22 protein-coding genes and 1 tRNA gene are annotated in these 25,943 nt (G+C 69.7%); 20 read left to right on the top strand and 3 right to left on the bottom strand.

The genetic code is table 11. The features are described 5' to 3' along the window. Nucleotides 1-8 precede the first annotated feature (8 nt). The 14 genes from rpe to pyk all read left to right on the top strand — a co-directional run bounded on the left by rpe (nt 9) and on the right by pyk (nt 15,422). Nucleotides 9-668, top strand: a complete 660-nt coding sequence (gene rpe, locus J0I43_RS07945) for a ribulose-phosphate 3-epimerase (protein WP_292861622.1) — start codon at nt 9-11, stop codon at nt 666-668. A 62-nt stretch (nt 669-730) separates the two neighbouring features. Continuing rightward, nucleotides 731-994, top strand: a complete 264-nt coding sequence (locus J0I43_RS07950; protein WP_292861625.1) for a phosphoribosyl-ATP diphosphatase — start codon at nt 731-733, stop codon at nt 992-994. Nucleotides 995-1,043: 49 nt separating this feature from the next. Next, nucleotides 1,044-1,886, top strand: coding sequence for an ATP phosphoribosyltransferase (gene hisG / locus J0I43_RS07955; RefSeq protein ID WP_292861628.1), 843 nt, complete (start codon nt 1,044-1,046; stop codon nt 1,884-1,886). Next, nucleotides 1,886-2,665: an imidazole glycerol phosphate synthase subunit HisF gene (hisF, locus tag J0I43_RS07960; RefSeq protein WP_292861631.1), complete on the top strand. Its 780-nt coding sequence runs from the start codon at nt 1,886-1,888 to the stop codon at nt 2,663-2,665. Before hisG ends, hisF begins: the two co-directional genes overlap by 1 nt. Next, on the top strand, nt 2,662-3,015 hold the full coding sequence (gene hisI / locus J0I43_RS07965) for a phosphoribosyl-AMP cyclohydrolase (RefSeq protein WP_292861634.1): 354 nt from the start codon (nt 2,662-2,664) through the stop codon (nt 3,013-3,015). Before hisF ends, hisI begins: the two co-directional genes overlap by 4 nt. After that, a complete protein-coding gene (locus tag J0I43_RS07970) occupies nt 3,012-3,608 on the top strand; it encodes a Trp biosynthesis-associated membrane protein (RefSeq protein ID WP_292861637.1) in 597 nt (198 codons plus the stop codon). Before hisI ends, J0I43_RS07970 begins: the two co-directional genes overlap by 4 nt. A gap of 51 nt (nt 3,609-3,659) precedes the next feature. Next, complete coding sequence (locus tag J0I43_RS07975) at nt 3,660-3,890, top strand: DUF6704 family protein (protein ID WP_292861974.1); 231 nt, start codon at nt 3,660-3,662, stop codon at nt 3,888-3,890. A 2-nt stretch (nt 3,891-3,892) separates the two neighbouring features. Beyond that, complete coding sequence (trpC, locus tag J0I43_RS07980) at nt 3,893-4,702, top strand: indole-3-glycerol phosphate synthase TrpC (RefSeq protein ID WP_292861640.1); 810 nt, start codon at nt 3,893-3,895, stop codon at nt 4,700-4,702. Then, complete coding sequence (gene trpB / locus J0I43_RS07985; RefSeq protein WP_292861643.1) at nt 4,666-5,970, top strand: tryptophan synthase subunit beta; 1,305 nt, start codon at nt 4,666-4,668, stop codon at nt 5,968-5,970. Before trpC ends, trpB begins: the two co-directional genes overlap by 37 nt. Next, nucleotides 5,967-6,749, top strand: coding sequence for a tryptophan synthase subunit alpha (gene trpA / locus J0I43_RS07990; RefSeq protein WP_292861646.1), 783 nt, complete (start codon nt 5,967-5,969; stop codon nt 6,747-6,749). Before trpB ends, trpA begins: the two co-directional genes overlap by 4 nt. A 69-nt stretch (nt 6,750-6,818) precedes the next feature. Next, the gene (lgt, locus tag J0I43_RS07995; protein ID WP_292861649.1) at nt 6,819-7,787 is read left to right on the top strand and encodes a prolipoprotein diacylglyceryl transferase; all 969 of its coding nucleotides are present in this window, start codon (nt 6,819-6,821) and stop codon (nt 7,785-7,787) included. Nucleotides 7,788-7,878: 91 nt separating this feature from the next. Then, nucleotides 7,879-12,465 (top strand): glutamate synthase large subunit, encoded by a 4,587-nt coding sequence (gltB, locus tag J0I43_RS08000; protein ID WP_292861652.1) that lies wholly within the window; start codon nt 7,879-7,881, stop codon nt 12,463-12,465. Continuing rightward, nucleotides 12,458-13,927: a glutamate synthase subunit beta gene (locus J0I43_RS08005; RefSeq protein ID WP_292861655.1), complete on the top strand. Its 1,470-nt coding sequence runs from the start codon at nt 12,458-12,460 to the stop codon at nt 13,925-13,927. The genes gltB and J0I43_RS08005 overlap by 8 nt, the downstream gene beginning before the upstream one ends. 46 nt (nt 13,928-13,973) lie before the next feature. Next, nucleotides 13,974-15,422: a pyruvate kinase gene (gene pyk, locus J0I43_RS08010; RefSeq protein ID WP_292861658.1), complete on the top strand. Its 1,449-nt coding sequence runs from the start codon at nt 13,974-13,976 to the stop codon at nt 15,420-15,422. Nucleotides 15,423-15,640: 218 nt separating this feature from the next. Here pyk and J0I43_RS08015 read toward each other — a convergent pair. Continuing rightward, nucleotides 15,641-15,721: transfer RNA gene (locus tag J0I43_RS08015), tRNA-Leu, on the bottom strand. A gap of 57 nt (nt 15,722-15,778) precedes the next feature. Between J0I43_RS08015 and J0I43_RS08020 the strand changes: the two genes are divergently transcribed. Next, complete coding sequence (locus tag J0I43_RS08020; RefSeq protein WP_292861662.1) at nt 15,779-16,399, top strand: response regulator; 621 nt, start codon at nt 15,779-15,781, stop codon at nt 16,397-16,399. Between the two features lie 27 nt (nt 16,400-16,426). Here J0I43_RS08020 and J0I43_RS08025 read toward each other — a convergent pair whose 3' ends face one another. Beyond that, the gene (locus J0I43_RS08025) at nt 16,427-16,852 is read right to left on the bottom strand and encodes a hotdog fold thioesterase (RefSeq protein WP_292861665.1); all 426 of its coding nucleotides are present in this window, start codon (nt 16,850-16,852) and stop codon (nt 16,427-16,429) included. A gap of 66 nt (nt 16,853-16,918) precedes the next feature. Between J0I43_RS08025 and polA the strand changes: the two genes are divergently transcribed. The 5 genes from polA to J0I43_RS08050 all read left to right on the top strand — a co-directional run bounded on the left by polA (nt 16,919) and on the right by J0I43_RS08050 (nt 24,587). Then, entirely contained in the window at nt 16,919-19,558 is a 2,640-nt protein-coding gene (gene polA / locus J0I43_RS08030; protein ID WP_292861668.1) for a DNA polymerase I, read from the top strand. A 75-nt stretch (nt 19,559-19,633) separates the two neighbouring features. Continuing rightward, a complete protein-coding gene (locus tag J0I43_RS08035; RefSeq protein WP_292861671.1) occupies nt 19,634-21,307 on the top strand; it encodes a DUF885 domain-containing protein in 1,674 nt (557 codons plus the stop codon). A 48-nt stretch (nt 21,308-21,355) separates the two neighbouring features. Further along, the gene (locus J0I43_RS08040) at nt 21,356-22,390 is read left to right on the top strand and encodes an LLM class flavin-dependent oxidoreductase (protein ID WP_292861674.1); all 1,035 of its coding nucleotides are present in this window, start codon (nt 21,356-21,358) and stop codon (nt 22,388-22,390) included. Nucleotides 22,391-22,403: 13 nt separating this feature from the next. Continuing rightward, on the top strand, nt 22,404-23,780 hold the full coding sequence (locus tag J0I43_RS08045; protein ID WP_292861677.1) for an MFS transporter: 1,377 nt from the start codon (nt 22,404-22,406) through the stop codon (nt 23,778-23,780). 45 nt (nt 23,781-23,825) lie between these two features. Then, complete coding sequence (locus J0I43_RS08050) at nt 23,826-24,587, top strand: SGNH/GDSL hydrolase family protein (protein ID WP_292861680.1); 762 nt, start codon at nt 23,826-23,828, stop codon at nt 24,585-24,587. A gap of 14 nt (nt 24,588-24,601) precedes the next feature. Here the strand turns inward: J0I43_RS08050 and J0I43_RS08055 are convergent, their stop codons facing one another. Further along, nucleotides 24,602-25,849: a nitrate/nitrite transporter gene (locus J0I43_RS08055; protein ID WP_292861977.1), complete on the bottom strand. Its 1,248-nt coding sequence runs from the start codon at nt 25,847-25,849 to the stop codon at nt 24,602-24,604. Nucleotides 25,850-25,943: the final 94 nt, after the last annotated feature.

Raw genomic sequence — 25,943 nt, forward strand, 5'->3', positions numbered from 1 at the left:
ATGGGCGCGTGGCGCGTATCAACCCCAGCATCCTGTCCGCCGACTTCGTCAACATGCAGGCCGACCTCGACCGCATCGCGAGTGCGGATTTCGTGCACGTGGACGTCATGGACAATCACTTCGTGCCGAACCTGACTTTCGGTCCGCAGATGGTCGAGCGCATCCAGGCGACGAGCCCCGTGCCGCTCGACGTGCATCTCATGATCACCGACCCCGACCGCTGGGCACCGGGCTACGCCGAGATCGGCGCGGCATCGGTGACGTTCCATCTCGAAGCGGCGGCCGACCCCGTCACACTCGCGCGGCGCCTGCGCGACATCGGCGCGCGTGCCGGTGTCGCCGTCAAGCCCGCGACGCCCGTCGAGGGCCTGTACGAGGTACTGGACGAGTTCGACCAGATCCTGGTGATGACGGTCGAGCCGGGCTTCGGGGGTCAGTCTTTCATGGCCGATCAGATGCCGAAGCTCGCGCGGCTCCGTGACGAGGCGCGCCGCCGCGGATCCGAGGTGTGGCTCCAGGTCGACGGCGGGATCTCCGAGTCGACGATCGCGCAGGCTGCCGAAGCGGGTGCCGACACGTTCGTCGCCGGGTCCGCCGTGTTCGGGGCGGCCGACCCCGCCGCGGCGATCGCGGCGCTGCGCGCCCAGGCATCCGCCCACCGCCACTGAAGGCCACTGAACCAGGACGGGCGGCGGGCGCGACACCCCTCGCGGACCGGTAGCCTGTCAGGGTGAAGACGTTCGACGGCCTGTTCGCGGAGCTGACCGCCACTGCGGCCACCCGCCCCGAAGGATCAGGGACGGTCGCGCAGCTCGATCGCGGTGTGCACGCGATCGGCAAGAAGATCGTCGAGGAGGCGGCCGAGGTGTGGATGGCCGCTGAGTACCAGTCCGACGCCGAGACGGCCGAGGAGATCTCGCAGCTGCTGTACCACCTGCAGGTGCTGATGCTCGCGAAGGGTCTCAGCCTCGAAGACGTCTACCGACATCTCTGAGCGCGCTCCCGCCCCACCACAGCCGCTCCGAACCGAAAGCTCACTCGACATGCTGCGAATCGCCGTGCCGAACAAGGGGTCGCTCGCCGACACCGCCGCCGAGATGCTCGCCGAAGCCGGATACACCGGCCGCCGTGACCCGAAGGACCTGCACGTCATCGACCCGGTCAACGAGGTCGAGTTCTTCTACCTCCGCCCCAAGGACATCGCCACCTACGTCGGCTCGGGGGCTCTCGATGTCGGCATCACGGGCCGTGATCTGCTGCTGGATGCCCGGATGCCGGGAGCGCGCGAGATCGAACGGCTCGGCTTCGGCGGCTCCACGTTCCGCTTCGCCGGCCCTCCCGGCCGCTTCCACGACGTAAGCGATCTCGAGGGTCTCCGTGTCGCGACCGCCTACCCCGGTCTCGTCGACGGCTTCCTCGACGAGCAGGGCGTCGCGGTCGACCTCGTGCCGCTCGACGGCGCGGTCGAGTCCGCGGTCCAGTTGGGCGTCGCCGACGCCGTGGCCGATGTCGTCTCGACGGGAACGACGCTCCGCCAGGCGGGGCTCGAGATCTTCGGACCCGTGCTGCTCGAGTCGGAGGCCGTGCTCATCGGTGCTCCCGTCGAGGCGGACGGCACGGAGACGCTCCTGCGGCGCCTGCGCGGAGTCATGGTCGCACGTCGCTACGTGCTGATCGACTACGACCTGCCCGCCGACCTCGTCGACCAGGCCGTGGCGCTCGCGCCGGGCATCGAGTCGCCGACGATCTCGCCGCTGCGCGATCCCGCCTGGGTCGCCGTGCGCGTCATGAGCCCCCGCAAGACGGTGAACCAGGTCATGGACGCCCTCTATGCGATCGGTGCGCGCGCCATCCTCGTGACGGCGATCCACAACGCGAGGCTGTGATGACGCTCGCCTGCCGGGTCATCCCGTGTCTCGACGTCGCTGCCGGACGCGTCGTCAAGGGCGTCAACTTCGAGAACCTCCGCGACATGGGCGACCCCGTCGAACTCGCGGCGCTGTACTTCGCGCAGGGAGCCGACGAGCTGACCTTTCTCGACGTGACGGCGACGGTCGACGATCGCGCGACGACGTATGACGTCGTGCGGCGGACGGCCGAGGAGGTCTTCATCCCGCTGACGGTGGGCGGGGGAGTGCGCTCGGCCGAGGACGTCGCGCGCCTTCTCGGCGTGGGCGCCGACAAGGTCGGCGTGAACTCGGCGGCGATCGCGCGCCCGGAGCTCATCGGCGAGATCGCCGACCGCTTCGGCGCGCAGGTGCTCGTCCTCTCCCTCGACGTCAAGCGGGCCTCTCGAGCGGGTGCACCGGGTACGCACTCCGGCTTCGTCGTGACGACGCACGGCGGCCGCACCCTCACCGACCTCGACGCGCTCGACTGGGCGCGCGAGGCGATCGACCGCGGTGCGGGCGAGCTGCTCGTCAACTCGATCGACGCCGACGGCACGAAGGACGGGTTCGACCTCGAGCTCATCGGCCTCATGCGGGAGATCTCCTCGGTCCCGGTGATCGCCTCCGGCGGTGCGGGCGCGGCCCGCGACTTCGCTCCGGCTGTCCACGCCGGTGCGGATGCCGTCCTCGCGGCATCCGTCTTCCACTCGGGCGAGCTGTCGATCGGCGACGTCAAGGATGCCCTCTCCGAGAGCGGGATCGAGGTGCGGCGATGACCGGCGACGTCCGCGTCGAGCGCGTCGCGTGGAACGCGGACGGGCTCGCCCCCGCGATCATCCAGCAGCACGACACGCGCGAGGTACTCATGCTCGGATGGATGGATGCCGAGGCGCTCCGCCGCACCCTGACGGAGGGGCGTGTCACGTTCTGGTCCCGCTCTCGGCAGGAGTATTGGCGCAAGGGCGACACCTCGGGTCACGCGCAGTACGTGAAGGGCGCACGCCTCGACTGCGACGGCGACGCGCTGCTCATCACCGTCGAGCAGATCGGCGCCGCGTGCCACACCGGCGATCACACCTGCTTCGACGCCGACGATCTCGAGCCCGTCGCGGGCGAAGCCCCGTGATCGCGCGCGCCCGGCTGCTCAGCGTCCTCGCGATCGTCGTCGGCGGCGCGATCGCGATCATCTCGTCGACGCAGACGTGGCTGGATGTCACGCTGCGCGCGGGTGCGAACGAACCGCTCGCCGTCCCTGGTGCCTCGGCGATGCCGATCCTGGCGCCCCTCAGCCTCGCGGCCCTCGCCCTCGGGCTGGCGCTGACGGTCGTCGGGCGGGTGCTCCGGTACGTCTTCGGCCTGCTCGGCGTCGCGATCGGCGGAACGCTCCTCATCAGCGCCATGCGGATCGGCGTCGAGCATCCGCTGGATGCCGTGGCCACCGTCGTGACGACATCGACGGGCCTCTCCGGTGCGGACGCCATCTCAGACCTCGTGGGTGAGGTCACCGGCACGTTCTGGCCGTACGCCGCCGCCTTCGCGGGGCTGCTGATCCTGATCGGCGGGGTCCTCGCGCTCACGACGGCGCACCGGTGGCGTTCCGGAGGTCGTCGGTACCGGCGCGAGTCCGCCGCGGCGGAGACCTCGACCGGGTCCCGCCCCCACGACGCGATCGACTCGTGGGACGACCTGTCGCACGGCGACGATCCGACCGCCCGCTAGACTTGGCGACGACCCGCCCGCGCCAGAACCGTGCCCCACGGCAGAAGGAGAATCATGAGCAGCATCGACGACCCCGGCCACGGACACTCCCCGGCCGCTTGGACCGCCGTTGTGATCATGCTCCTCGCCGTGACCCTGGGGACCGTGTTCTTCTTCTTCGACATGCCTGCCCTCGTCTGGGCGTCGGTCGGCCTCCTCGTCGCGGGTGCGATCGTCGGCTGGGCACTCGCCAAGGCCGGTTACGGCGCACGCGGCCCCAAGTACTCGCCGAAGCAGCACTGATCATGCTGGCAGACCTCACCGCGGGCGCGGTGGAGGATGCCGAGGCGCGCGCCGCGCACCGCCCGCTCGCCGAGGTGGAGCGCGCTGCGCTCGCCCAGAGCCCGGCGCTCGACGCCCTCGCCGCTCTCGCCCCGGCCGACCGCGTCAAGATCATCGCCGAGGTCAAGCGCGCGAGCCCCTCGCGCGGGGACCTGGCATCCATTCCCGACCCGGCACTGCAGGCCGCACGCTACGAGGAGGGCGGCGCCTCTGCGATCTCCGTCCTCACCGAAGGGCGGAAGTTCAAGGGATCGCTCGCCGACCTCGAGGCGGTGAAGTCCCGCGTGGCGCTGCCCGTCCTGCGCAAGGACTTCATCGCGACGCCGTACCAGGTGCTCGAGGCGCGGGCGTCCGGCGCCGACCTCGTGCTGCTCATCGTCGCTGCGCTCGAGCAGCCGCTCCTGAGGGAGCTGCACGCGCTCGTCCTCGACCTCGGCATGACCCCGCTCGTCGAGACGCACTCGCGCGAGGAGGTGGATCGCGCCGCGGACCTCGGGGCGCGGCTCATCGGCGTCAACGCGCGGAACCTCTCCACGTTCGAACTCGACCGTGATCTGTTCGGTTCGCTCGTCGAGCACCTGCCCGCGGATGCCGTGAAGATCGCCGAGTCCGCTGTGCTCGCCCCCGCCGATGTTGCGCACTACCGCGCGGCGGGAGCGGACGTCGCGCTCGTGGGCGAGGCTCTCGTCACGAACGATCCGGTGTCCACCCTGCACGCCTTCCTCGAGGCGGGATCATGCGACGTACTGAGCGAGCGGAGCGAGTCGAAGTGACCAGCTTGAGGGACCAGCACGGTCCGTTCTTCGGCGATTTCGGCGGGCGCTACATGCCCGAGTCGCTCATCGCCGCGATCGACGAGCTCACCGCGGAGTACGAGGCGGCGAAGGCCGATCCCGCATTCCAGGCCGAGTTCGAGGAGCTCCTGCGCTCGTACGCTGGTCGGCCGTCGGCGCTCACCGAGGTGCCGCGGTTCGCGGAGCACGCGGGCGGCGCGCGGATCTTCCTCAAGCGCGAGGATCTCAACCACACCGGCTCGCACAAGATCAACAACGTCATCGGCCAGGCGCTGCTGACGAAGCGGCTCGGGAAGACGCGGGTCATCGCGGAGACCGGTGCCGGCCAGCACGGTGTCGCGACGGCGACCGCTGCCGCGCTGTTCGGCTTCGAGTGCACGGTCTACATGGGCGAGGTCGACACGGAACGGCAGGCGCTCAACGTCGCCCGCATGCGGTTGCTCGGCGCCGAGGTCGTCCCCGTGACGACCGGCTCGCGCACCCTGAAGGACGCGATCAACGAGGCGTATCGCGACTGGGTGGCCTCCGTCGAGACGACGAACTACATCTTCGGCACGGCCGCCGGGCCGCACCCGTTCCCCGCGATGGTGCGCGACTTCCAGAAGATCATCTCCGAGGAGGCGCGCGCGCAGCTCCTCGAGGAGACCGGGCGACTGCCGGATGCCGTCGTCGCCTGCGTCGGCGGCGGCTCGAACGCGATCGGCATGTTCGACGCATTCCTCGACGACGCGGACGTGCGCCTGTACGGCGTCGAGGCGGCGGGCGACGGCGTCGACACGGACAAGCACGCGGCATCCATCGAACGCGGACGCCCCGGCGTCCTGCACGGCGCGCGGACGTTCGTCCTGCAGGACGAGGACGGGCAGACGATCGAGTCGCACTCGATCTCGGCAGGCCTCGACTACCCCGGCGTCGGTCCCGAGCACTCGTGGCTGGCCTCCATCGGCCGGGCGTCGTACATCCCCGCGACCGACACCGAGGCGATGGAGGCGCTCCGCCTCCTCAGCCGCACGGAGGGCATCATCCCGGCGATCGAATCTGCGCACGCCCTCGCGGGTGCGCTGCGTCTCGGACGGGAGCTCGGACCGGATGCGATCATCGCGGTGAGCCTCTCCGGGCGCGGCGACAAGGACATGGACACCGCGGCGCGCTGGTTCGGCCTCTATGACGGGGACGAAGACGAAGCCGGTCCCGTCGTGGAGCCTCCGCCCGTAGACGGCGCGAAGGGCGAGGGGATCGAGCTGTGAGCCGAGTCACGGATGCCATCGACGCCGCGCGCGCGGACGGACGCGGCGCGTTCGTCGGCTACCTGCCGATCGGATACCCCGACCTGCAGACCTCCATCGACGCGGCCGTCGCTCTCGCGGAGGCCGGCGCCGACATCCTCGAGCTCGGTCCGCCGTATTCCGATCCGGTCATGGACGGCCCGGTCATCCAGGAGGCCACCGGGGCCGCGCTCGCGGCCGGCATCCGGCTGCGCGACACCTTCACCGCGGTGCGCGCGATCGCCGATCGCACCGACGTCCCGATCCTCGTCATGACGTACTGGAACCCGGTGGTGCAGTACGGCGTCGATCGCTACGCCGACGACCTCGCCGCCGCCGGTGGTGCGGGTCTCATCACGCCGGACATCACGCCGGATGCCGCGGCGGACTGGATCGCCGCGTCGGAACGGACGGGTCTGGACCGCGTCTTCCTCGCGGCCCCCACCTCGACCGACGAGCGACTCGACCTGATCGTGCGCTCGTCGACGGGCTTCGTCTACACCGTGTCGACGATGGGGATCACGGGAGAGCGAGCCGAGCTGGATGCCGCGGCGCGGACCCTCGTCGCGCGACTGCGCGATCACGGCGCCGAGCGCGCGTGCGTCGGCATCGGCATCTCCACACCCGATCAGGTCGCCGGCGTCGTCGAGTACGCCGACGGAGCGATCGTCGGCACGGCCCTCGTCCGCGCGCTGCGCGACGGCGGCGTCGCGGGTCTGTCCGCCGAAGCCCGCGCCCTGGCATCCGGAACCGCCCGCTGACCCCGCTGCGGGACGGGCGCGGAGCGGCGCGCGCAGGGCGCCGCGCGGCGGCGAAGTAGACTTCCCCTCGTGCTTTCCACCGCCTCCGTCGCCGCCAGCATCCCGAGCCCGTCGATCAGCTCGTTCCAGATCGGCCCGCTGACGATCCACTTCTACGCCCTGTGCATCCTCACGGGCATCGTCGTCGCGGCGATCATGACCAACCGCCGCCTGACCAAGCGCGGCGCGGAGCCGTGGGTGGTGATCGACATCTGCCTGATCGCGGTTCCGCTGGCGATCATCGGAGCCCGCATCTTCCACGTCGTCACGCACTGGGACTTCTACTTCGGCGAAGGCAAGGACATCACGGCGATCTTCCGCATCTGGGAAGGGGGCATCGCGATCTTCGGCGCCCTCATCGGGGGCGCGATCGGCGCCTGGCTGGGATGCAAGTGGACCGGCATCCGGTTCTGGACCTTCGCCGACGCCCTCGCGCCGGGACTCCTGCTCGCGCAGGCGCTCGGCCGGTTCGGCAACTGGTTCAACCAGGAGCTCTACGGCCTCCCCACGGACCTGCCCTGGGGTCTGCAGATCGACTACCCGAACCCGGCGTGGCCGGCAGGCCTGCCGGAAGGGACCCTCTTCCACCCCACATTCCTGTACGAGGTCATCTGGAACACGCTCGGCGTCCTCTTCCTCCTCTGGGCCGGCAAGCGGTTCACGCTGCAGTGGGGGCGGCTGTTCGCGCTGTACCTCGTCTGGTACTGCGCGGGTCGTATCGTGTGGGAGAACATTCGCATCGACCCGAGCGAGGTCTTCTTCGGCTTGCGCACGAACGTCTGGGCCGCGATCTTCGGTGTCGTCATCGGGATCGTGATCTTCTTCGTGCAGAAGCGTCGCCACCCGGGGATCGAGCCGTCGCCCTACCAGCCCGGACGCGAAGCCACGCGCAGCGGGAATGTACAATCGCAGAACACCGATGATTTCGTCGACGTCAGCGCACCCCCGACGTCCGAAACCGTCGCGGACACTGCCACAAGCGCCGTCGCCTCGAAGTAGCACCCCGCTACACACTCTGCTTGACACACACCCTGCTTGACATCGGGCCGACGTCGTCCCCACTTCAGCAAGATCATTGAGGACGGTAGGTATGGCACTGAGCCCCCGTCGTGAATCGACGTCCACGTCGCCCGGCAGCTTCCCCGCGAAGCAGGGCATGTACAACCCGGCCTTCGAGAAGGATGCCTGCGGTCTGGCGATGGTCGCCACGCTCCGCGGCGAGCCCGGGCACGACATCGTCTCGCTCGCGCTCGAGGCGCTCCGCAACCTGGAGCACCGCGGCGCCATCGGCTCGGATGCGGGAACCGGCGACGGCGCCGGCATCCTCACGCAGATGCCGGATGCCTTCCTGCGGGCCGTCACGGACTTCGACCTGCCGCCCGTGGGGGAGTACGCCGCAGGCCTGGCGTTCCTGCCGCTCGACGAGGACGCCCGCGCGGCCGTCAAAGCCGGGGTCGAGCAGATCGCGGCATCCGAAGGGCTGACCGTCCTCGGCTGGCGCGAGGTGCCCACCGACGACACGCATCTCGGCAAGCTCGCCCACGCCGCACAGCCCGCGTTCGAGCAGCTCTTCGTCTCGCGTCCCGCCGTCGGCGATGCGCCCGCGCTGTCGGGCATCGACCTCGACCGTCGCGTGTTCCGGCTGCGCAAGCGTGCTCGGCACGAGCACGACGCCTATTTCGTGTCGCTGAGCGCCCGCACCCTGGGGTACAAGGGCATGGTGACGACGCTCCAGCTGGAGCCGTTCTACCCCGATCTCTCCGATGAGCGCTTCACCTCCGAGCTCGCCGTCGTCCACTCGCGGTACTCGACCAACACGTTCCCGTCCTGGCCGCTCGCGCAGCCGCTGCGCATGCTCGCGCACAACGGCGAGATCAACACGGTCGGCGCGAACCGCAACTGGATGCGCGCGCGCCAGTCGCAGCTAGAGTCCGAGCTCATCGGCGACATCCGGCCGCTCCTGCCGATCTGCACGGAGGGCGCGAGCGACTCGGCATCCTTCGACGAGGTCCTCGAGCTTCTGACCCTCACGGGTCGCAGCCTGCCGCACGCGATCATGATGATGGTCCCCGAGGCGTACGAGAAGCAGGCCGACATCGCGCCGGACCTGCGCGCGTTCTACGAGTACCACTCGATGCAGATGGAGCCGTGGGACGGTCCCGCAGCGCTCATCTTCACCGACGGCACGCTCGTCGGCGCGACGCTCGACCGCAACGGGCTGCGCCCGGGACGCTGGACCGAGACGACCGACGGCATCGTCGTCATCGGTTCCGAGACCGGCGTGCTGGACTTCGCCCCCGAGCGCATCAAGCGCCGCGGACGCCTCCGCCCGGGTCGTATGTTCCTCGTCGACACGGCGCAGCGCCGCATCATCGAGGACGACGAGGTCAAGCAGGGCCTCGCCGCGCTCGAGCCGTGGCAGGAGTGGCTGGATGCCGGCCGCGTGCGTCTGAAGGACCTGCCCGAGCGCGAGCACATCGTGCACCCGATCGCGTCGATCACGCGTCGCCAGCGCACCTTCGGCTACACGGAGGAGGAGGTCCGCATCCTCCTCACTCCGATGGGCCAGAACGGCGCGGAGCCCCTCGGCGCGATGGGATCGGATGCGCCGATCGCCGTCCTCAGCGAGCGTCCGCGTCTGCTGTTCGACTACTTCGTGCAGCAGTTCGCGCAGGTCACCAACCCGCCGCTCGACTCGATCCGCGAAGAGGTCGTGACCTCGCTCGCCCACGGACTCGGCCCGGAGCGGAACCTCCTCGAGTGGGGGCCCGAGCACACCCGCACGATCACGCTCGACTTCCCGGTGATCGACAACGACGAGCTCGCGAAGCTCCAGAACATCGACAAGGCCCTGCCCGGTCGCCGTTCGGTCACCGTGCGCGGTCTCTACCACTTCGACAAGGGCCCGGATGCCCTGGAGCACCGTCTCGACGAGATGTGCGCAGAGGTGGATGCCGCGATCGCGCAGGGTGCCGAATTCATCATCCTGAGCGACCGCGACTCGAACAAGGATCTCGTCCCGATCCCGTCCCTGCTGATGCTGTCGGCCGTGCATCACCACCTCATCCGCCGGGAGAACCGCATGAAGGTCGGTCTCGTGGTCGAGGCGGGCGACGTGCGCGAAGTGCACCACGTGGCGACCCTCATCGGCTACGGCGCCTCTGCGGTCAACCCGTATCTTGCGATGGAGACCGTCGAGTACCTCGTACGGGCGGGCTTCATCACAGGAGTCACGCCGGAGAAGGCGGTCCGCAACCTGATCTACGCCCTCGGCAAGGGCGTCCTGAAGATCATGTCGAAGATGGGCATCTCGACGGTGTCCTCCTATGCGGGCTCACAGGTGTTCGAGGCGGTCGGGCTGTCCGAGGCCTTCGTCGCGAAGTACTTCACCGGCACGGAGACGAAGCTCGGTGGCATCGGCATCCGCGAGATCGCCGCGGAGAACCAGGCACGCCACGATTACGCGTACCCGGAGGACGGTGCCGCGCGCGCCCATGAGCGCCTGTGGACCGGCGGCGAGTACCAGTGGCGTCGCGACGGCGCCCCGCACCTCTTCACGCCCGACACGGTGTTCCGGCTGCAGCACTCGACGCGCGCCCGCCGGTACGACATCTTCCGCGAGTACACGAAGCTCATCGACGATCAGGCGGCGGAGCTGAAGACGCTGCGCGGCATGTTCCGGCTGAAGACCGGCGAGCGTCCGCCCGTCCCGATCGACGAGGTCGAGCCGGTCGAGTCGATCGTCAAGCGGTTCTCGACGGGCGCGATGAGCTACGGCTCCATCTCGAAAGAGGCGCACGAGACCCTCGCGATCGCGATGAACTCGATCGGCGCCAAGTCGAACACGGGCGAGGGCGGCGAGGACGTCGAGCGCCTGCTCGACCCTGAGCGCCGCAGCGCGATCAAGCAGGTCGCGTCCGGCCGTTTCGGCGTCACGAGCATGTATCTGACGCACGCCGACGACATCCAGATCAAGCTCGCCCAGGGCGCGAAGCCCGGCGAGGGTGGTCAGTTGCCTCCCGGGAAGGTGTATCCCTGGATCGCGCGGACGCGTGGGGGTACGCCCGGAGTCGGGCTCATCTCGCCGCCGCCACACCACGACATCTACTCGATCGAGGACCTCAAGCAGCTGATCTTCGACCTGAAGCGGGCGAACCCCGCGGCACGGGTGCACGTGAAGCTCGTGAGCCAGTCGGGCATCGGCGCGGTCGCCGCGGGCACCGCGAAGGCCCTCGCCGACGTCATCCTGGTGTCCGGCCACGACGGCGGCACGGGGGCGAGCCCGCTGAACTCGCTCAAGCACGCCGGCACGCCGTGGGAGCTCGGCCTCGCCGAGACCCAGCAGACCCTCATGCTCAACGACATGCGCGATCGCGTCGTCGTGCAGGCCGACGGGCAGCTCAAGACCGGTCGTGACGTCATCATCGCGGCGCTGCTGGGCGCCGAGGAGTTCGGCTTCGCGACGACGGCCCTCGTAGTCGAAGGCTGCATCATGATGCGCGTCTGTCATCTCGACACGTGCCCCGTGGGCGTCGCGACCCAGAACCCCGTCCTGCGCAGTCGATTCACCGGCAAGCCGGAATTCGTCGTCAACTTCATGCAGTTCCTCGCTCAGGAGGTGCGCGAGTACCTCGCCGAGCTCGGCTTCCGCTCGCTCGACGAGGCGATCGGTCGCAACGATCTGCTGGACGTCAACGGCGCGATCGAGCACTGGAAGGCATCCGGCCTCGACCTCACGCCGATCCTCGACGGACCGGCGTTCGCCGAGGATGCGCCGCGTCGTCATGCGCGTGAGCAGGACCACGAGCTCGAGAAGCACTTCGACGTGCCGCTCATCGAGCAGGCTCAGGACGTCATCGCGCACGGCGGTCACTTCGAGGTCTCGCTGCCGATCCGCAACACGGAGCGTGCGGTCGGCACGATGCTCGGCAACCGGGTGACCCTCGCGCACGGGGAGCACGGGCTCCCCGCCGGAACGATCGAGATCAACCTCACCGGCTCGGCGGGGCAGTCCTTCGGCGCCTTCCTCCCCGCGGGTATCACGCTGCGTCTGGAGGGCGACTCGAACGACTACGTCGGCAAGGGGCTGTCCGGCGGGCAGATCGTCGTGCGTCCCCCGCGGGATGCCTCCTTCGACGCCTCGCGCAACGTCATCGCCGGCAACGTCATCGGCTACGGTGCGACGCAGGGGAGCCTCTTCCTGCGCGGTGTCGTGGGGGAGCGGTTCCTCGTGCGCAACTCGGGAGCGACGGCGGTGGTCGAGGGCGTGGGAGACCACGCGCTCGAGTACATGACCGGCGGTCTCGCCGTGATCCTCGGACCCACGGGGCGCAACCTCGGCGCCGGCATGTCCGGCGGCGCGGCGTACGTCTACCGGCTCGATCGCGACCTCGTCAACCGCGAGGCGCTCGCGTCGGGCGAGCTCGATCTGCTGGGACTCGGCTCCGGTGACGCAGAGATGCTGCGCGACCTCCTCGAGCGCCACGTCGCCGAGACCGGGTCGACGCTCGCCGCCGCCCTGCTGGAGGACTTCGAGACGGAGGCCGACAACTTCGTCCGTGTCGTGCCGCGCGACTATGCCGCGGTGCTCAAGACCCGTACCGACGCCGCCGCCGAGGGGCTCGACCCCGACGGCGACGTCGTCTGGACCCGCATCCTGGAGGTGACCGGTGGCTGACCCGAAGGGCTTCCTGAAGACCACTGAGCGCGAGCTCCCGGCGCGCCGGCCGGTTCCCGTGCGCATCATGGACTGGAAAGAGGTGTACGAGCCGGGCGACTCGGCCGTACTCCGTCGTCAGGCGGGGCGCTGCATGGACTGCGGCATCCCGTTCTGCCACAAGGGATGCCCCCTGGGCAACCTCATTCCGGAGTGGAACGACCTCATGTGGCGGGGCGAGGGCCGCGCCGCGATCGAGCGCCTGCACGCGACGAACAACTTCCCGGAGTTCACCGGGCGGTTGTGCCCCGCTCCGTGCGAGTCGTCGTGCGTCCTGGGGATCAACCAGCCCGCCGTCACGATCAAGCAGATCGAGGTCACGACGATCGACGACGCCTTCGCGAACGGCTGGGTCGAAGCGGAGCCGCCGGCGCGCCTGACCGGCAAGACCGTCGCCGTCGTCGGTTCGGGCCCTGCGGGTCTCGCCGCCGCTCAGCAGCTCACGCGCGCGGGGCACACCGTCGCCGTCTTCGAGCGGGACGACCGCATCGGCGGCCTCCTTCGCTACGGCATCCCCGACTTCAAGATGGAGAAGCGTCACCTCGAGGCGCGGCTGCGCCAGATGCAGGACGAGGGCACGCGCTTCCGCGCCGGCGTCGAGATCGGCCGCGACATCACATGGGCCGACCTGCGCGCGCGATACGACGCCGTCGTCATCGCGACCGGCGCGACGGTGCCGCGCGAGATCGCCATCCCGGGGCGTGACCTCGAAGGCGTGCACTTCGCGATGGAGTACCTCGTCGAGTCGAACAAGGCCGTCGCCGGCGACCAGGTTCCGCACCAGATCCACGCCGAGGGCAAGCACGTCATCGTGATCGGCGGCGGCGACACGGGTGCCGACTGCATCGGCACGGCGCACCGTCAGGGCGCGCTCAGCGTGACCAACCTCGCGATCGGCAAGCAGCCGCCCACGGCGCGACCCGATCACCAGCCGTGGCCGACCATGCCGACGCTGTTCGAGGTGTCCTCTGCACACGAGGAAGGCGGCGATCGGACCTACCTGGCGTCCACGGTCGAGTTCCTCGGCAACGACGCGGGCGAGGTCCGCGCGCTGCGCCTCGCGGAGACGGAGTACCTGCCCGACGGCCGGCGTGTGCCCAAGAGCGGCACCGAGCGGGAGATCCCCGCCGACCTCGTCCTCATCGCGATGGGTTTCACCGGCCCGGAGCGCAGCGCGCTCGAAGACCAACTGGGTACCGTGTTCACGGGCCGCGGCAACGTCGAACGCGGCGACGACTACCAGTCGACCGCTCCCGGTGTGTTCGTGGCCGGCGACGCCGGTCGCGGACAGTCCCTGATCGTCTGGGCGATCGCCGAGGGGCGGGCCGCGGCGGCCGCCGTGGACGAGTACCTCATGGGCCGGACGGCTCTCCCGTCGCCGGTGCGCCCGACGGACATGGCCATCGGCCTGCAGCCCGCGTAGGCTGAAAACACCCCCGAAAAACCGAAGACAGACCGGAGAACAGTCAGTGAGACGCGCGAAGATCGTCGCCACCCTGGGCCCCGCCACCGAGTCGTACGAGATGATCCGCGCGATCATCGACGCCGGCGTCGACGTGGCCCGCCTGAACCTGAGCCACGGCTCGTATGCCGAGCACGAAGTCCGTTTCGCCAACGTGCGCAAGGCGGCCGACGACGCCGGCCGCGCCGTCGCGATCCTCGTCGACCTGCAGGGCCCCAAGATCCGCCTCGGAAAGTTCAGCGACGGCCCGCACGACCTCGCCGTGGGCGACATCCTGCGGATCACCACCGAGGACGTCGTGGGAACGCGCGACCTCGTCGGCACGACGTTCAAGGGCCTCGCCGGCGACGTCAAGGCGGGCGATTTCCTCCTGATAGACGACGGCAAGGTACGCGTCCAGGTCGAGAGCGTCGACGGGCCGGTCGTGACGACCCGCACCGTGGTCGCGGGAACGGTGTCCAACAACAAGGGCATCAACCTTCCCGGCGTAGCCGTGAGCGTCCCCGCCCTTTCCGAGAAGGACGAGGAGGACCTGCGCTGGGGCCTCAAGGCCGGCGCGGATCTCATCGCGCTCTCGTTCGTGCGGGATGCCGCGGACATCACCCGCGTGCACGAGATCATGGCGGAGGAGGGGCGCAAGGTCCCCGTCATCGCGAAGATCGAGAAGCCGCAGGCCGTCGACAACCTCGAAGAGATCATCGACGCGTTCGACGGCATCATGGTCGCTCGTGGCGACCTCGCGGTCGAGCTGCCGCTCGAGGCGGTCCCGGTCGTGCAGAAGCACGCCGTCGAGATGTGCCGTCGCATGGCGAAGCCCGTCATCGTCGCGACGCAGATGCTCGAGTCGATGACGCACGCACCGGTGCCCACGCGCGCCGAGGCATCCGACGTCGCCAACGCGGTCCTCGACGGCGCCGACGCGGTCATGCTGTCGGGCGAGACGAGCGTCGGCGACTACCCGGTCGTCACGGTGCAGACCATGGCGCGCATCGTCGAGTCGACCGAGGAGCACGGTCTCGAGCGCATCCGGCCGTTCAGCGCCAAGCCGCGCACGCAGGGCGGCGTCATGACGCTCGCCGCCAACGAGGTGGCGGAGTTCATCGAGGCGAAGTACATCGCGATCTTCACCGAGTCGGGGGACACGGCGCGACGGATGTCGCGCCTGCGGCCCGGCATCCCCATGATGGCCTTCGCCGTCGACCCCGCGATCCGTCGGCGGATGGCGCTCACCTGGGGTGTGCAGTCGACACTCGTGGAGCACGTCGCGCACACCGACCTCATGTTCATCCAGGTGGACGAGTTCTTCCTCGGCAAGGGTCTGGCGAAGGAAGGCGACAAGGTGGTGGTGATCTCGGGCTCCCCTCCGGGAATCATCGGCGGCACGAACGATATCCGCGTCCACCGGATCGGCGACGCCGTGCACGGCAACGCGCCGATCTATCAGGCCGAGAAGTAGGCCGAAGCCGCGGAAAGGGCGGATGCCGGGGTGTGAACCCCGGCATCCGCCCTTCGTCGTGCCGGTGGTGGGAGTCGTCCCCACGCCCCCTCCACCCGCCGCTGCGCGGCGCGCGGAGCCTCCGGCCGCGTGGGCCCACCCACACGTGGGTTCTCCGCCGCACCGCCGTGACGACCGAAGCGCCGCCCCTTGAGAAGCAGGGGACGGCGCTTCGCTCGTGCCGGTGGTGGGAGTCGAACCCACACGTCCGAAGACAACCGAGTTTGAGTCGGTCGCGTCTGCCATTCCGCCACACCGGCGCACGCGCATTCGAGACTATCGCAGGTGCGCCTCTCTCCTGGCTCTAGGATGGACGGGTGACTGAGCAGGAACTGAGCCCCGCGTCGAACCCGACCTCCCCGCGCCGCGTCGTCGTGGCCGAGGACGAGTCGTTGATCCGTCTCGACATCGTGGAGATCCTCCGTGACAACGGCTTCGACGTGGTCGGCGAGGCGGGCGACGGCGAGACCGCCGTCCAGCTCGCGACCGAGCTGCGGCCCGATCTCGTCATCATGGACGTGAAGATGCCCGTCCTCGACGGCATCTCCGCCGCGGAGAAGCTCAGCAAGAACCACGTCGCCCCCGTCGTGCTGCTGACGGCCTTCAGCCAGAAGGAGCTCGTCGAGCGGGCGAGCGAGGCCGGCGCCCTCGCGTACGTCGTGAAGCCCTTCACCCCCAACGACCTGCTGCCGGCGATCGAGATCGCCCTGGCCCGCTACGAGCAGATCATCACGCTCGAAGCCGAGGTCGCCGACATGGTCGAGCGCTTCGAGACCCGCAAGCTCGTCGACCGCGCCAAGGGGCTCCTGAACGAGAAGATGGGCCTGTCCGAGCCGGAGGCGTTCCGCTGGATCCAGAAGGCATCCATGGATCGTCGCCTCACGATGCAGGACGTCGCCAAGGCCATCATCGAGCAGCTCTCGCCGAAGAAGGCCTGACCGCGCCGTCCACTCCGCGTCGAGCTCTCAGCGGTCCTTGATCATGTTGGTGATGCGGATCGTGGAGCAGCGGCGGCCCTGATCGTCGGTCACGGCGATCTCGTGCACGGCGAGCGAGCGGCCGAGGTGCACGGGCGTGCAGACGCCGGTGACGAGGCCGCTCGTCGCCGATCGGGTGTGCGTCGCGTTGATGTCGACGCCGACGGCGAGGCGGCCGGGACCGGCGTGCAGATTCGCCGCCATCGATCCCAGCGACTCGCCGAGGACGACGTACGCGCCGCCGTGCAGCAGACCCACGGGCTGCGTGTTGCCCTCCACGGGCATCGTCGCAACGGCCCGCTCGATCGTGAACTCGGTGAACACGATCCCCATCTTCGTGGCGAGCGCGCCCATGCCGCGTTCGCGTACCCAGGCCATCCCGTCGATCTCGGTGGGGGAGGGTTCAGCGGTCATCGTCCACCTTCGGATGCCATCGGATGCAGGGAGGTCCGTGTCTCACCCCGCGTCTAGGCTGGCAGGGTGACGGACACCTCGAAGCCTACCCTTCTCGTCGTCGACGGCCATTCGCTGGCGTACCGCGCCTTCTTCGCGCTGCCGGTCGACAACTTCTCCACGAAGGACGGGCAGCACACGAACGGGATCTACGGGTTCCTCTCCATGTTCGTGAATCTCGTGAAGGCCGAGCAGCCGACACATCTGGCGGTCGCCTTCGACACGTCCCGGCACTCGTTCCGCACCGATGAGTACCCCGAGTACAAGGCGAATCGATCCGAGTCGCCGGCGGAGTTCTCGGGGCAGATCCCGCTGTTGCAGGAGTGCCTGGCCGCGATGAACGTGCGCGTCCTCACGAAAGAGGGCATCGAGGCCGACGACATCTTGGCGACCCTCGCGACGGAGGGCGCGGCTCAGGGCTTCGACGTCCTCGTCTGCTCGGGGGATCGCGACACGATCCAGCTCGTCACGGACGACGTGACGCTTCTCTATCCGAGCGTGCAGGGCGTCTCGCAGCTGAAGCGCTACACGCCCGATGCCGTCGTCGAGAAGTACGGTCTGCCCCCCGCCAACTATCCCGACATCGCCGCCCTCGTCGGTGAGACGAGCGACAACCTGCCGGGCGTTCCGAAGGTGGGGGAGAAGACCGCCGTCAAGTGGCTGACGCAGTGGGGCAGCCTCGACGCGCTCATGCAGAATGCCGACAAGATCACAGGCGTCGTGGGGGGGAACCTCCGCGACCACCTCGACGACGTCCGCCGCAACCGCTCGCTCAACGCTCTCCTGCGTGACGTCGAGTTGCCCGTCGGGCCTGCCGACCTCGCGCTGCAGCCGATCGACGCGCAAGCGGTCCGCGATATCTTCGCGCGGCTCGAGTTCCGCACGCTGCTGCCGCGGGTCTTCGACGCCATGGCGGCGGATGCCGAGGACATCGCCGCCGCGTCCGCCCCGGCGGTCACCGCTCCGACACCCGCCGAACTCGAGGCCAACACCTTCGCCGCGTGGCTCGACGACCATCAGGGCGAGCTCGCCCTGCATGTGACCATCGAGGGCGGCCTGCCCGCACGCATCGGGGTCGCCGCGCCCGATGCCGCTGCGGAGGTCACCTGGTCCGACGACGTCCGGGCGGCCCTGCGCCCGTGGCTCGAGGGTGAGAGCGCCAAGATCGTCACCGATGCGAAACCCCAGGTCAAAGCCCTGCGCCGTGCAGGCGTGCGCCTCGGCGGGCTCGCGTTCGACCCGATCCTCGCCGGTTGGCTCCTGCGGCCGAGTTTCCCCGACAAGGGGCTCGGAGATCTCGTCGACCGCTACCTCGACGAGAAGCTCCCCGAAGCCGACCCCACTCAGCTCGTGCCGGAGACCGAGGGGGCGACCCCCGCGCAGCTCGCGTGGTACGCGCTGCGGGTGAGCGCCGAGATCCGCGAGGAGATGCCGGAGTCCGTGGCATCCGTGCTCGCCGACATCGAGCTGCCGACGCTCGACACCCTCGCCGACATGGAGCTCGCGGGTGTCGCGATCTCGCACGCGAAGTTGTCGGAGTTCTCCAGCGAGCTCGCCGCCCGCGCCGACGACATCGCGCAGCGCGCCTACGCCGAGATCGACCGCGAGGTGAACCTCGGCTCGCCCAAGCAGCTGCAGGAGGTGCTGTTCGAGCAGCTGCAGCTGCCGAAGACGCGCAAGACGAAGACCGGCTACTCGACGGACGCCGCGGTGCTGGCGGATCTGCAGGAGTCGAACCCGCATCCGTTCCTGGATCTTCTCCTCCAGCACCGCGAGGCGACGAAGCTGCGTCAGATCATCGAATCGCTGGACGTGTCGATCGCGGCCGACGGCCGAACCCGCACGACGTACCTGCAGACGGGCAGCCAGACGGGGCGTCTGTCGAGCACGGATCCGAACCTGCAGAACATCCCGATCCGCAACGAGGAGTCGCACCGCATCCGTGCGGCCTTCGAGGTGGGCGAGGGGTACGAGACGCTCCTCACGGCGGACTACTCGCAGATCGAGATGCGCATCATGGCGCATCTCTCCGGCGATGCGGGCCTCGTCGAGGCCTTCAACTCGGGCGAGGATCTGCACCGCTTCGTCGGTGCGCGGGTCTTCGGCGTCGAACCGACCGATGTCACACCCGCGATGCGGACGAAGGTCAAGGCGATGAGCTACGGCCTCGTCTACGGCCTTTCGGCCTTCGGGTTGTCGAAGCAGCTGCGCATCGAGCAATCCGAGGCGAAGCAGCTCATGATGGAGTACTTCGCCCGGTTCGGCGCGGTCCGCGACTACCTGCGCGAATCGGTGCAGCAGGCGCGTGTCGACGGCTACACCGAGACGATCTTCGGCCGCCGCCGCCCGTTCCCGGATCTCGGCAGCCCGAATCGGGTCCTGCGCGAGAACGCGGAACGCGCGGCGCTCAACGCTCCGATCCAAGGGTCGGCCGCCGACATCATGAAGATCGCCCTGTTCCACATCCACGACGAGCTGCGCGCGCACGAGCTGCGCTCGCGCGTGTTGCTGCAGATCCACGACGAGCTCGTCGTCGAGGTGGCACCGGGGGAGTGGGACGCGGTGGAGAAGATCGTCACGGAGCGGATGGGCGACGCCGCGGACCTCACGGTGCCCCTCGACGTGCAGATCGGCCGCGGGCCGGACTGGGATGTCGCGGGCCACTGACACCCGCACGTGCCGGCGCCGGGGGTGACCGGCGCCGGCACGCGGTCTCACCGCCCCTGGGATTAGGCTCGAGGAATGACTGACGCACAGCGCACCCCGACGCCGATCGATCAGATCGCCGAGGCGTGGGTCGACACCGTCGCCGAGCTCTCGCCGTCGACGGCCACCTACATCGGGCGCAGCGAGCACAATCGCCGCCTGGACGATCTTTCGCCGGCCGGCCACGAAGCGCGCCGCGCCGCTGCGGCGGCGACGCTCGAGGCGCTGGAGGCCACGGAGCCGATCGACGACGTCGATCACGTCACCCGGGCCGACCTCGCCGCCGACCTCCGCCTGCAGCTCGCCCTTCACGACGCCGGGGCACACCTGCGTGACGTCAACGTGATCGCCTCGCCCGTCCAGGAGGTGCGGAGCGTCTTCGACCTCATGCCCACCGACACGGTGGACGACTGGGATGTCATCTCCGACCGCCTGCGCGCCGTGCCGGCGGCGCTCGGCGGCTACGTGCAGACCCTGCGCGAAGGCATCCGGACCGGTGTCGTCCCCGCGCGCCGCCAGGTCCGCGAGGCCGTCACGCAGATCGGCCGCTACACCGCCGACAGCGGCTTCTTCGCAGAGTTCGCCCGCGAGGCCGCTCCCGCCGAGGGTCACCTCCCGGCGTCCCTCGCTCGCGCGCTCTCCGAGCACGCCGGTGCCGCACGCGTCGCCTATGACGAGCTCGCGGACGTCCTTCGCGATGAGCTGCTTCCCGCGGCGAGCGAAGCGGATGCCGTCGGCCGTGAGCTGTACGCGCTGCACTCCCGCCGCTTCCTCGGCGCGGAGATCGATCTCGACGAGACGTACGAATGGGGTGTCGCCGAGCTCGCGCGCATGGTCGCCGAGCAGGAAGCCATCGCGAACGAGATCCTCCCCGGCGCGAGCGTCGAAGAGGCCGTCGCGTTCCTCGAACAGGATGAGAGCCGCAAGCTCCACGGCACCGCGGCGCTCCAGGCGTGGATGCAGGAGACGAGCGACCGCGCGGTCGCCGAGCTCGGTGAGACCCACTTCGACATCCCGGCCCAGATCCGTCGCCTCGAGTGCATGATCGCGCCGACCAACGAGGGCGGCATCTACTACACCGGGCCGACCGACGACTTCTCCCGTCCGGGCCGGATGTGGTGGTCCGTGCCCGAGGGCGTCGACTCGTTCGACACGTGGCGCGAGCTCACGACGGTGTACCACGAGGGCGTCCCCGGTCACCACCTGCAGATCGCGCAGGCCGTCTACAATCGCGCCGAGCTCAACTCCTGGCGCCGACTGCTCGCGGGGTCGAGCGGCCACGCGGAGGGATGGGCGCTGTACGCCGAGCGCCTCATGGAGCAGCTCGGCTACCTCGATGACCCGGCCGATCGGCTCGGCATGCTCGACGGCCAGCGCATGCGGGCGGCCCGCGTCGTCCTGGACATCGGCGTGCACCTCGGCAAGCCGCGCCTCGACGGCGAAGGGACGTGGGACGCGGAGTACGCGCTCGAGTTCATGCGACGGAATGTCAACATGTCGGACGAGTTCATCCAGTTCGAGGTGAACCGCTATCTCGGGTGGCCGGGGCAGGCCCCGTCGTACAAGGTGGGGCAGCGCATCTGGGAACAGATCCGCGACGACGCCGCCGCGCGGGAAGGCGGCGACTTCGACATCAAGCGCTTCCACATGCGCGCATTGCGCCTCGGCGGTGTCGGGCTCGACACCCTTCGGATGGCGCTGGCCGAATGAGCCGGGGATGCCGGGAATGCGGCATCCGTCTCGGTGGTTCCCATTCACATGCATGAAGTGAAACTGGGCCTGCACACGTTCGGCGACATCACCCTGAACGATGACGGCACGCGCACGAGCGATGCGCAGACGATCCGCAACATCGTCGATGAAGCCGTGCTCGGCGATGAGCTCGGGCTCGCGTACTTCGGCGTGGGGGAGCATCACCGGCACGAGTTCGCGGTGTCGAGCCCCGAGATCGTCCTCGCGGCGGCTGCGTCGCGCACTCGGAACATCCACCTCGGCACGGCCGTCACGGTGCTCTCCAGCGATGACCCGGTGCGCGCGTACGAGCGCTTCGCGACGCTCGATGCGGTCTCCGGAGGCCGCGCGGAGGCGATCGTCGGGCGCGGCTCGTTCACGGAGTCCTTCCCCCTGTTCGGCTACGACCTGCGTGACTACGAGGTCCTCTTCGAGGAGAAGCTCGACCTCTTCGCGCGGCTTCGCGACGAGCGGCCGGTGACCTGGGAGGGTACGACGCGCGCCGCGCTCGCGGACGCCGACGTGTACCCGAAGACGGAGAACGGCTTCCCGGTATGGGTCGGCGTCGGCGGCACTCCGGCGTCGGTCGTGCGGACGGCGCGGTACGGCTTCAACCTCATGCTCGCCATCATCGGCGGCGCACCGGCACGGTTCCGCCCCTTCGTCGACCTCTACCATCGCTCGCTCGAAGAGTTCGGACGGGACCGCCTTCCGATCGGCGTGCACTCACCGGGGCACATCGCCGACACCGACGAGCAGGCGTGGGAAGAGCTCTACCCGGCGATGGAGGCGAACCGCAATGCGATCGGCGCCGAGCGCGGCTGGCCGCCCTACAGCCGACTGCAGTTCCAGCACGATGTCGGTCCCGACGGCGCGCTGTTCGCCGGTTCGCCCGAGACCGTGGCACGTAAGATCGCCGCGGCCGTCCGCGTGCTCGACGTCGACCGGTTCGACCTCAAGTACGCGAACGGAACGATGCCCCACGCGATGCTGATGCGCTCGATCGAGCTCTACGGCACGACGGTCGCGCCGATGGTGCAGGACCTGCTGCGGGACGCCTGAGTAGCATTCCCTCATGACGGATGCTCCGACCCGCGCCGACGCCTCGATCGGCGTGCGCCTGGACGCGCTGCCTTTCACGCGCGCACACGCGAAGGTGCTGACCGGCTCCGGCCTCGGCTGGGCGCTCGACGCGATGGACGTCGGCCTCATCTCGTTCGTCATCACGGTGCTCATCGCGCAGTGGTCGCTGACGGGGGAGCAGGCGTCGTGGATCGCGTCGGCGGGCTTCGTCGGCATGGCGGTCGGCGCGAGTGTCGGCGGCCTCCTCGCCGATCGGTTCGGCAGACGCTCGGTGTTCGCCGTCACACTGCTCGTGTACGGCGTCGCGACGGGTGCGAGTGCGCTCGTCGGCGGTCTGGCGGCGCTCATCGCGCTGCGCGTCGTCGTGGGGCTCGGACTCGGAGCGGAGCTTCCCGTCGCGAGCACGTATGTGAGCGAACTGGCGCCGGCGCGGATCCGAGGCCGGGTCATCGTGATCCTGGAGGCGTTCTGGGCCGTGGGGTGGACCGCGGCGGCGCTCATCGGCTACCTCGTGATCCCCGCCGGCGCGGAGGGGTGGCGGTGGGCATTCGCGCTCGGCGCGATCCCCGCGGTCTACGCCCTCATCGTGCGCTGGGGTCTGCCGGAGTCGCCGCGCTGGCTCGCGCGGCGCGGGCGTCTCGCCGAGGCCGACCAGGTCGTGGCCCGGTTCGAGGCGGCGGCGCTCGGGACGCCGGCTTCGGCCACGCCGCCCCCGTCGCTGCGACCCGCGGCGCCCGCGCCGCGACCGGATGCCGCGACGACCACGACCGCCCGGCGACTCGTCTCGTTGTGGACGCCGGAGTTCCGCGTCCGCACCGCATCGCTCTGGATCGTCTGGTTCTGCGTCAACTTCGCGTACTACGGGGCCTTCATCTGGATCCCCTCGATCCTGTTCGCGCAGGGCTACGACCTCGTGAAGTCGTTCGGGTTCACCCTGGTGATCACGCTCGCGCAGCTGCCCGGGTACGCCGTCGCGGCGTGGCTCATCGAGGTATTGGGACGCCGTACGACGCTGTCGGTGTTCCTCGCGGGTGCAACTGCGTCAGCCGTGCTCTTCGGCACGTCGGTAGGGGAGGGTGCCGTCATCGGCGCGGGCATGGCGCTGTCGTTCTTCACACTCGGCGCCTGGGGCGCGCTCTATGCCGTCACGCCGGAGAACTATCCGACCTCCACCCGGGCAACGGGTGCGGGTTGGGCCGCCGGGGTCGGACGCATCGCGTCGATCATCGCACCGCTCACGGTTCCCGGTCTCCTTGCGCTCGGCGGCACGCCGCTGCTGTTCACGGTGTTCGCCGCGTTCTTCCTCGTGGCGGCAGGGGCGGCCTGGGGGCTCGCCGACCCGCGCGGCCTGGCCCTCGACGAGCGCTGAGACGACGTGATCCGTTCCCGCCGGCACCGCGCGTAGGCTCGTCGGGTGGCATCCATTCGTTTCGTCGCCATCGGCGACTCGTTCACCGAGGGCGTCGGGGATGAGCTTCCCGACGGCACCGTCCGAGGCTGGGCCGACCTCGCCGCGCAAGGATGGGCCGACGCGCGCGGAGAGGCGATCGCCTACGCGAACCTCGCGATCCGCGGCAAGCTCGTGTGGCCGATCGTGACCCAGCAGCTGGAGCGCGCCCTCGCACTGAAGCCGACGCATCTGTCGTTCAACGGCGGCGGAAACGACATGCTGCGCCCCCGCACCTCGATCGCGCACATCGCGGATGCCTTCAGCCAGGTCCTGCGTCGGTGCGACGAAGAGGGCGTGCGCCTCATCCTCCTCTCCGGCGCGAACCCGTCCGCGCAGCTGCCGCTCAGCCGTGTGATCCAGCGGCGCGGCGACCTCATGTCGGCCGCCGTCGTCGCGCGGATGGAGGAGCGCGAGGACGTCGTCCAGGCGCTCAACTGGCCGGATGCCGAGCTGTCGGACCCGTCGTACTGGTCCGAGGATCGCCTGCACATGAACAGCCGCGGACATCACCGCGTGGCCGCGCGCGTGCTCGAAGCGCTCGGTGAGCGGGTTCCCGACGGCTGGTGGTCGCTGCCGGAGCTTCCTGAACCCATCCGTCTCGCACAGCGCGACTACTTCCGCGAGCACCTCGGACCGTGGGTGCGACGCCGGCTCACCGGCACGTCGTCAGGCGACGGCCGGGAGCCCAAGTTCGGCGGGGAGTGGATCGAGGTCGCGCCGCGCTGAGGGTCGGCCGGTGCTCAGCGCGGATGCCGCGGCGGGTCGATCCCCAGGAGGACGCGTGTCTTGCGGCGTTCGATCACGATGAACGTCCAGCCCAGTGCCCACAGCGGGAACTGCGTGAGGAAGGCGATGCGGAAGGCCTCCAGGCGGTAGGTGTCCGGCGTGCCCGCGCCCTGCAGGTCGAGTGCGAGTCCGATCGCGAAGATCGCGATGAGCGCAGCGAGGAAGCCGCCCACGTTCGTGATCCCGGTGGCGGTCGACAGGCGATGGGCCGGGTTGTGCGTGCGCGCATGGTCGAACGCGATCATCGACGCGGGGCCGCCCATCGCGAGTGCGAAGGCGAGCCCGTACAGCAGCCACAGCGGAGCGGCGCCGGGCCACAGCAGGACGGCCGTCCACCCGACGGCCTGCGTCGCGACGGCGGGAAGCACGAGCGCGCGTGAGCGCCGGTGGGGGATGCGGCGGGAGAGGTCGCCCATCACGGGGCCGAGAACCATGCCGACGACGACGTAGACGGACAGCACGCCGGCGGCCTGGCCCTTCTCGAGCCCTTCGCCGGCGGTGAGGAACGGCATGCCCCAGAGGAGCACGAAGGCGGTCCCTGCGAACGGTGTCGTGAAATGCGACCAGAAGGCGAGCCGGGTGCCGGGGTGCGCCCAGGCGGCCCGGATGCCGACGCCGGTGTCCATCGCGGAGCGGACGACACGAATCGCACCGGTGTCGGTGTCGACCGAGACGTCCGCCGGCAGCTCCGGCGGATGATTGCGGATGCACGCGTAGACCAGCACGGCGAACAGGACGCAGAGGGCCGCGATGCCGCCGAAGACGATCTCCCAACTTGTGGCGTGCAAGAGGGCTGCGAGCGGGGCGAGCGCGAGGAGCTGCCCGGACTGGCCCACGAGACCGGTGAGCTGGCTCATGAGCGGACCGCGCTGCGCCGGGAACCAGGTCGCGATCAGACGGAGCACGCCGGGGAACACGGCGGCGTCGCCGGCGCCGAGGAGGACGCGTGCGAAGATCGCGACGCCGACGCTGGGGGAGACGGCGAGAGTGAGCTGTCCGACGGCCATGAGGAGCATTCCGATCGCCATGATCGGGCGCGCACCATAGCGATCGAGGAGGAGTCCGACCGGGATCTGCATGCCGCCGTATACCGCGAGCTGGACGACGGCGAACATCGACAGCGTCGCGGCATCCGCGCCGAAACGCTCTGCCGTGTCGATCCCGACGGCCGACAGCGAGGAGCGGTTGACGACGGCGAGCATGTAGGCGGCGACGCCGACGCCCCAGATGAACCAGCCGCGCCATCCAGGCCCCGCGACGGCGGCGCGGAGAGGATCGAGGGGCACCCGTCCACGC

Source organism: Microbacterium sp., from assembly GCF_017305435.1.
In the GTDB taxonomy this organism is placed as follows: domain Bacteria; phylum Actinomycetota; class Actinomycetes; order Actinomycetales; family Microbacteriaceae; genus Microbacterium.

What these genes read in the sequence shown, in the direction of transcription:
- hisG (WP_292861628.1), top strand. Translation starts at nt 1,044, where the DNA reads ATGCTGCGAATCGCCGTGCCGAACAAGGGGTCGCTCGCCGACACCGCC.
- hisF (WP_292861631.1), top strand. Translation starts at nt 1,886, where the DNA reads ATGACGCTCGCCTGCCGGGTCATCCCGTGTCTCGACGTCGCTGCCGGA.
- hisI (WP_292861634.1), top strand. Translation starts at nt 2,662, where the DNA reads ATGACCGGCGACGTCCGCGTCGAGCGCGTCGCGTGGAACGCGGACGGG.
- trpC (WP_292861640.1), top strand. Translation starts at nt 3,893, where the DNA reads ATGCTGGCAGACCTCACCGCGGGCGCGGTGGAGGATGCCGAGGCGCGC.
- trpB (WP_292861643.1), top strand. Translation starts at nt 4,666, where the DNA reads ATGCGACGTACTGAGCGAGCGGAGCGAGTCGAAGTGACCAGCTTGAGG.
- gltB (WP_292861652.1), top strand. Translation starts at nt 7,879, where the DNA reads ATGGCACTGAGCCCCCGTCGTGAATCGACGTCCACGTCGCCCGGCAGC.
- J0I43_RS08025 (WP_292861665.1), bottom strand. Translation starts at nt 16,852, where the DNA reads ATGACCGCTGAACCCTCCCCCACCGAGATCGACGGGATGGCCTGGGTA.
- J0I43_RS08035 (WP_292861671.1), top strand. Translation starts at nt 19,634, where the DNA reads ATGACTGACGCACAGCGCACCCCGACGCCGATCGATCAGATCGCCGAG.
- J0I43_RS08040 (WP_292861674.1), top strand. Translation starts at nt 21,356, where the DNA reads ATGCATGAAGTGAAACTGGGCCTGCACACGTTCGGCGACATCACCCTG.
- J0I43_RS08045 (WP_292861677.1), top strand. Translation starts at nt 22,404, where the DNA reads ATGACGGATGCTCCGACCCGCGCCGACGCCTCGATCGGCGTGCGCCTG.
- J0I43_RS08055 (WP_292861977.1), bottom strand. Translation starts at nt 25,849, where the DNA reads ATGCTCGCCGTCGTCAACCGCTCCTCGCTGTCGGCCGTCGGGATCGAC.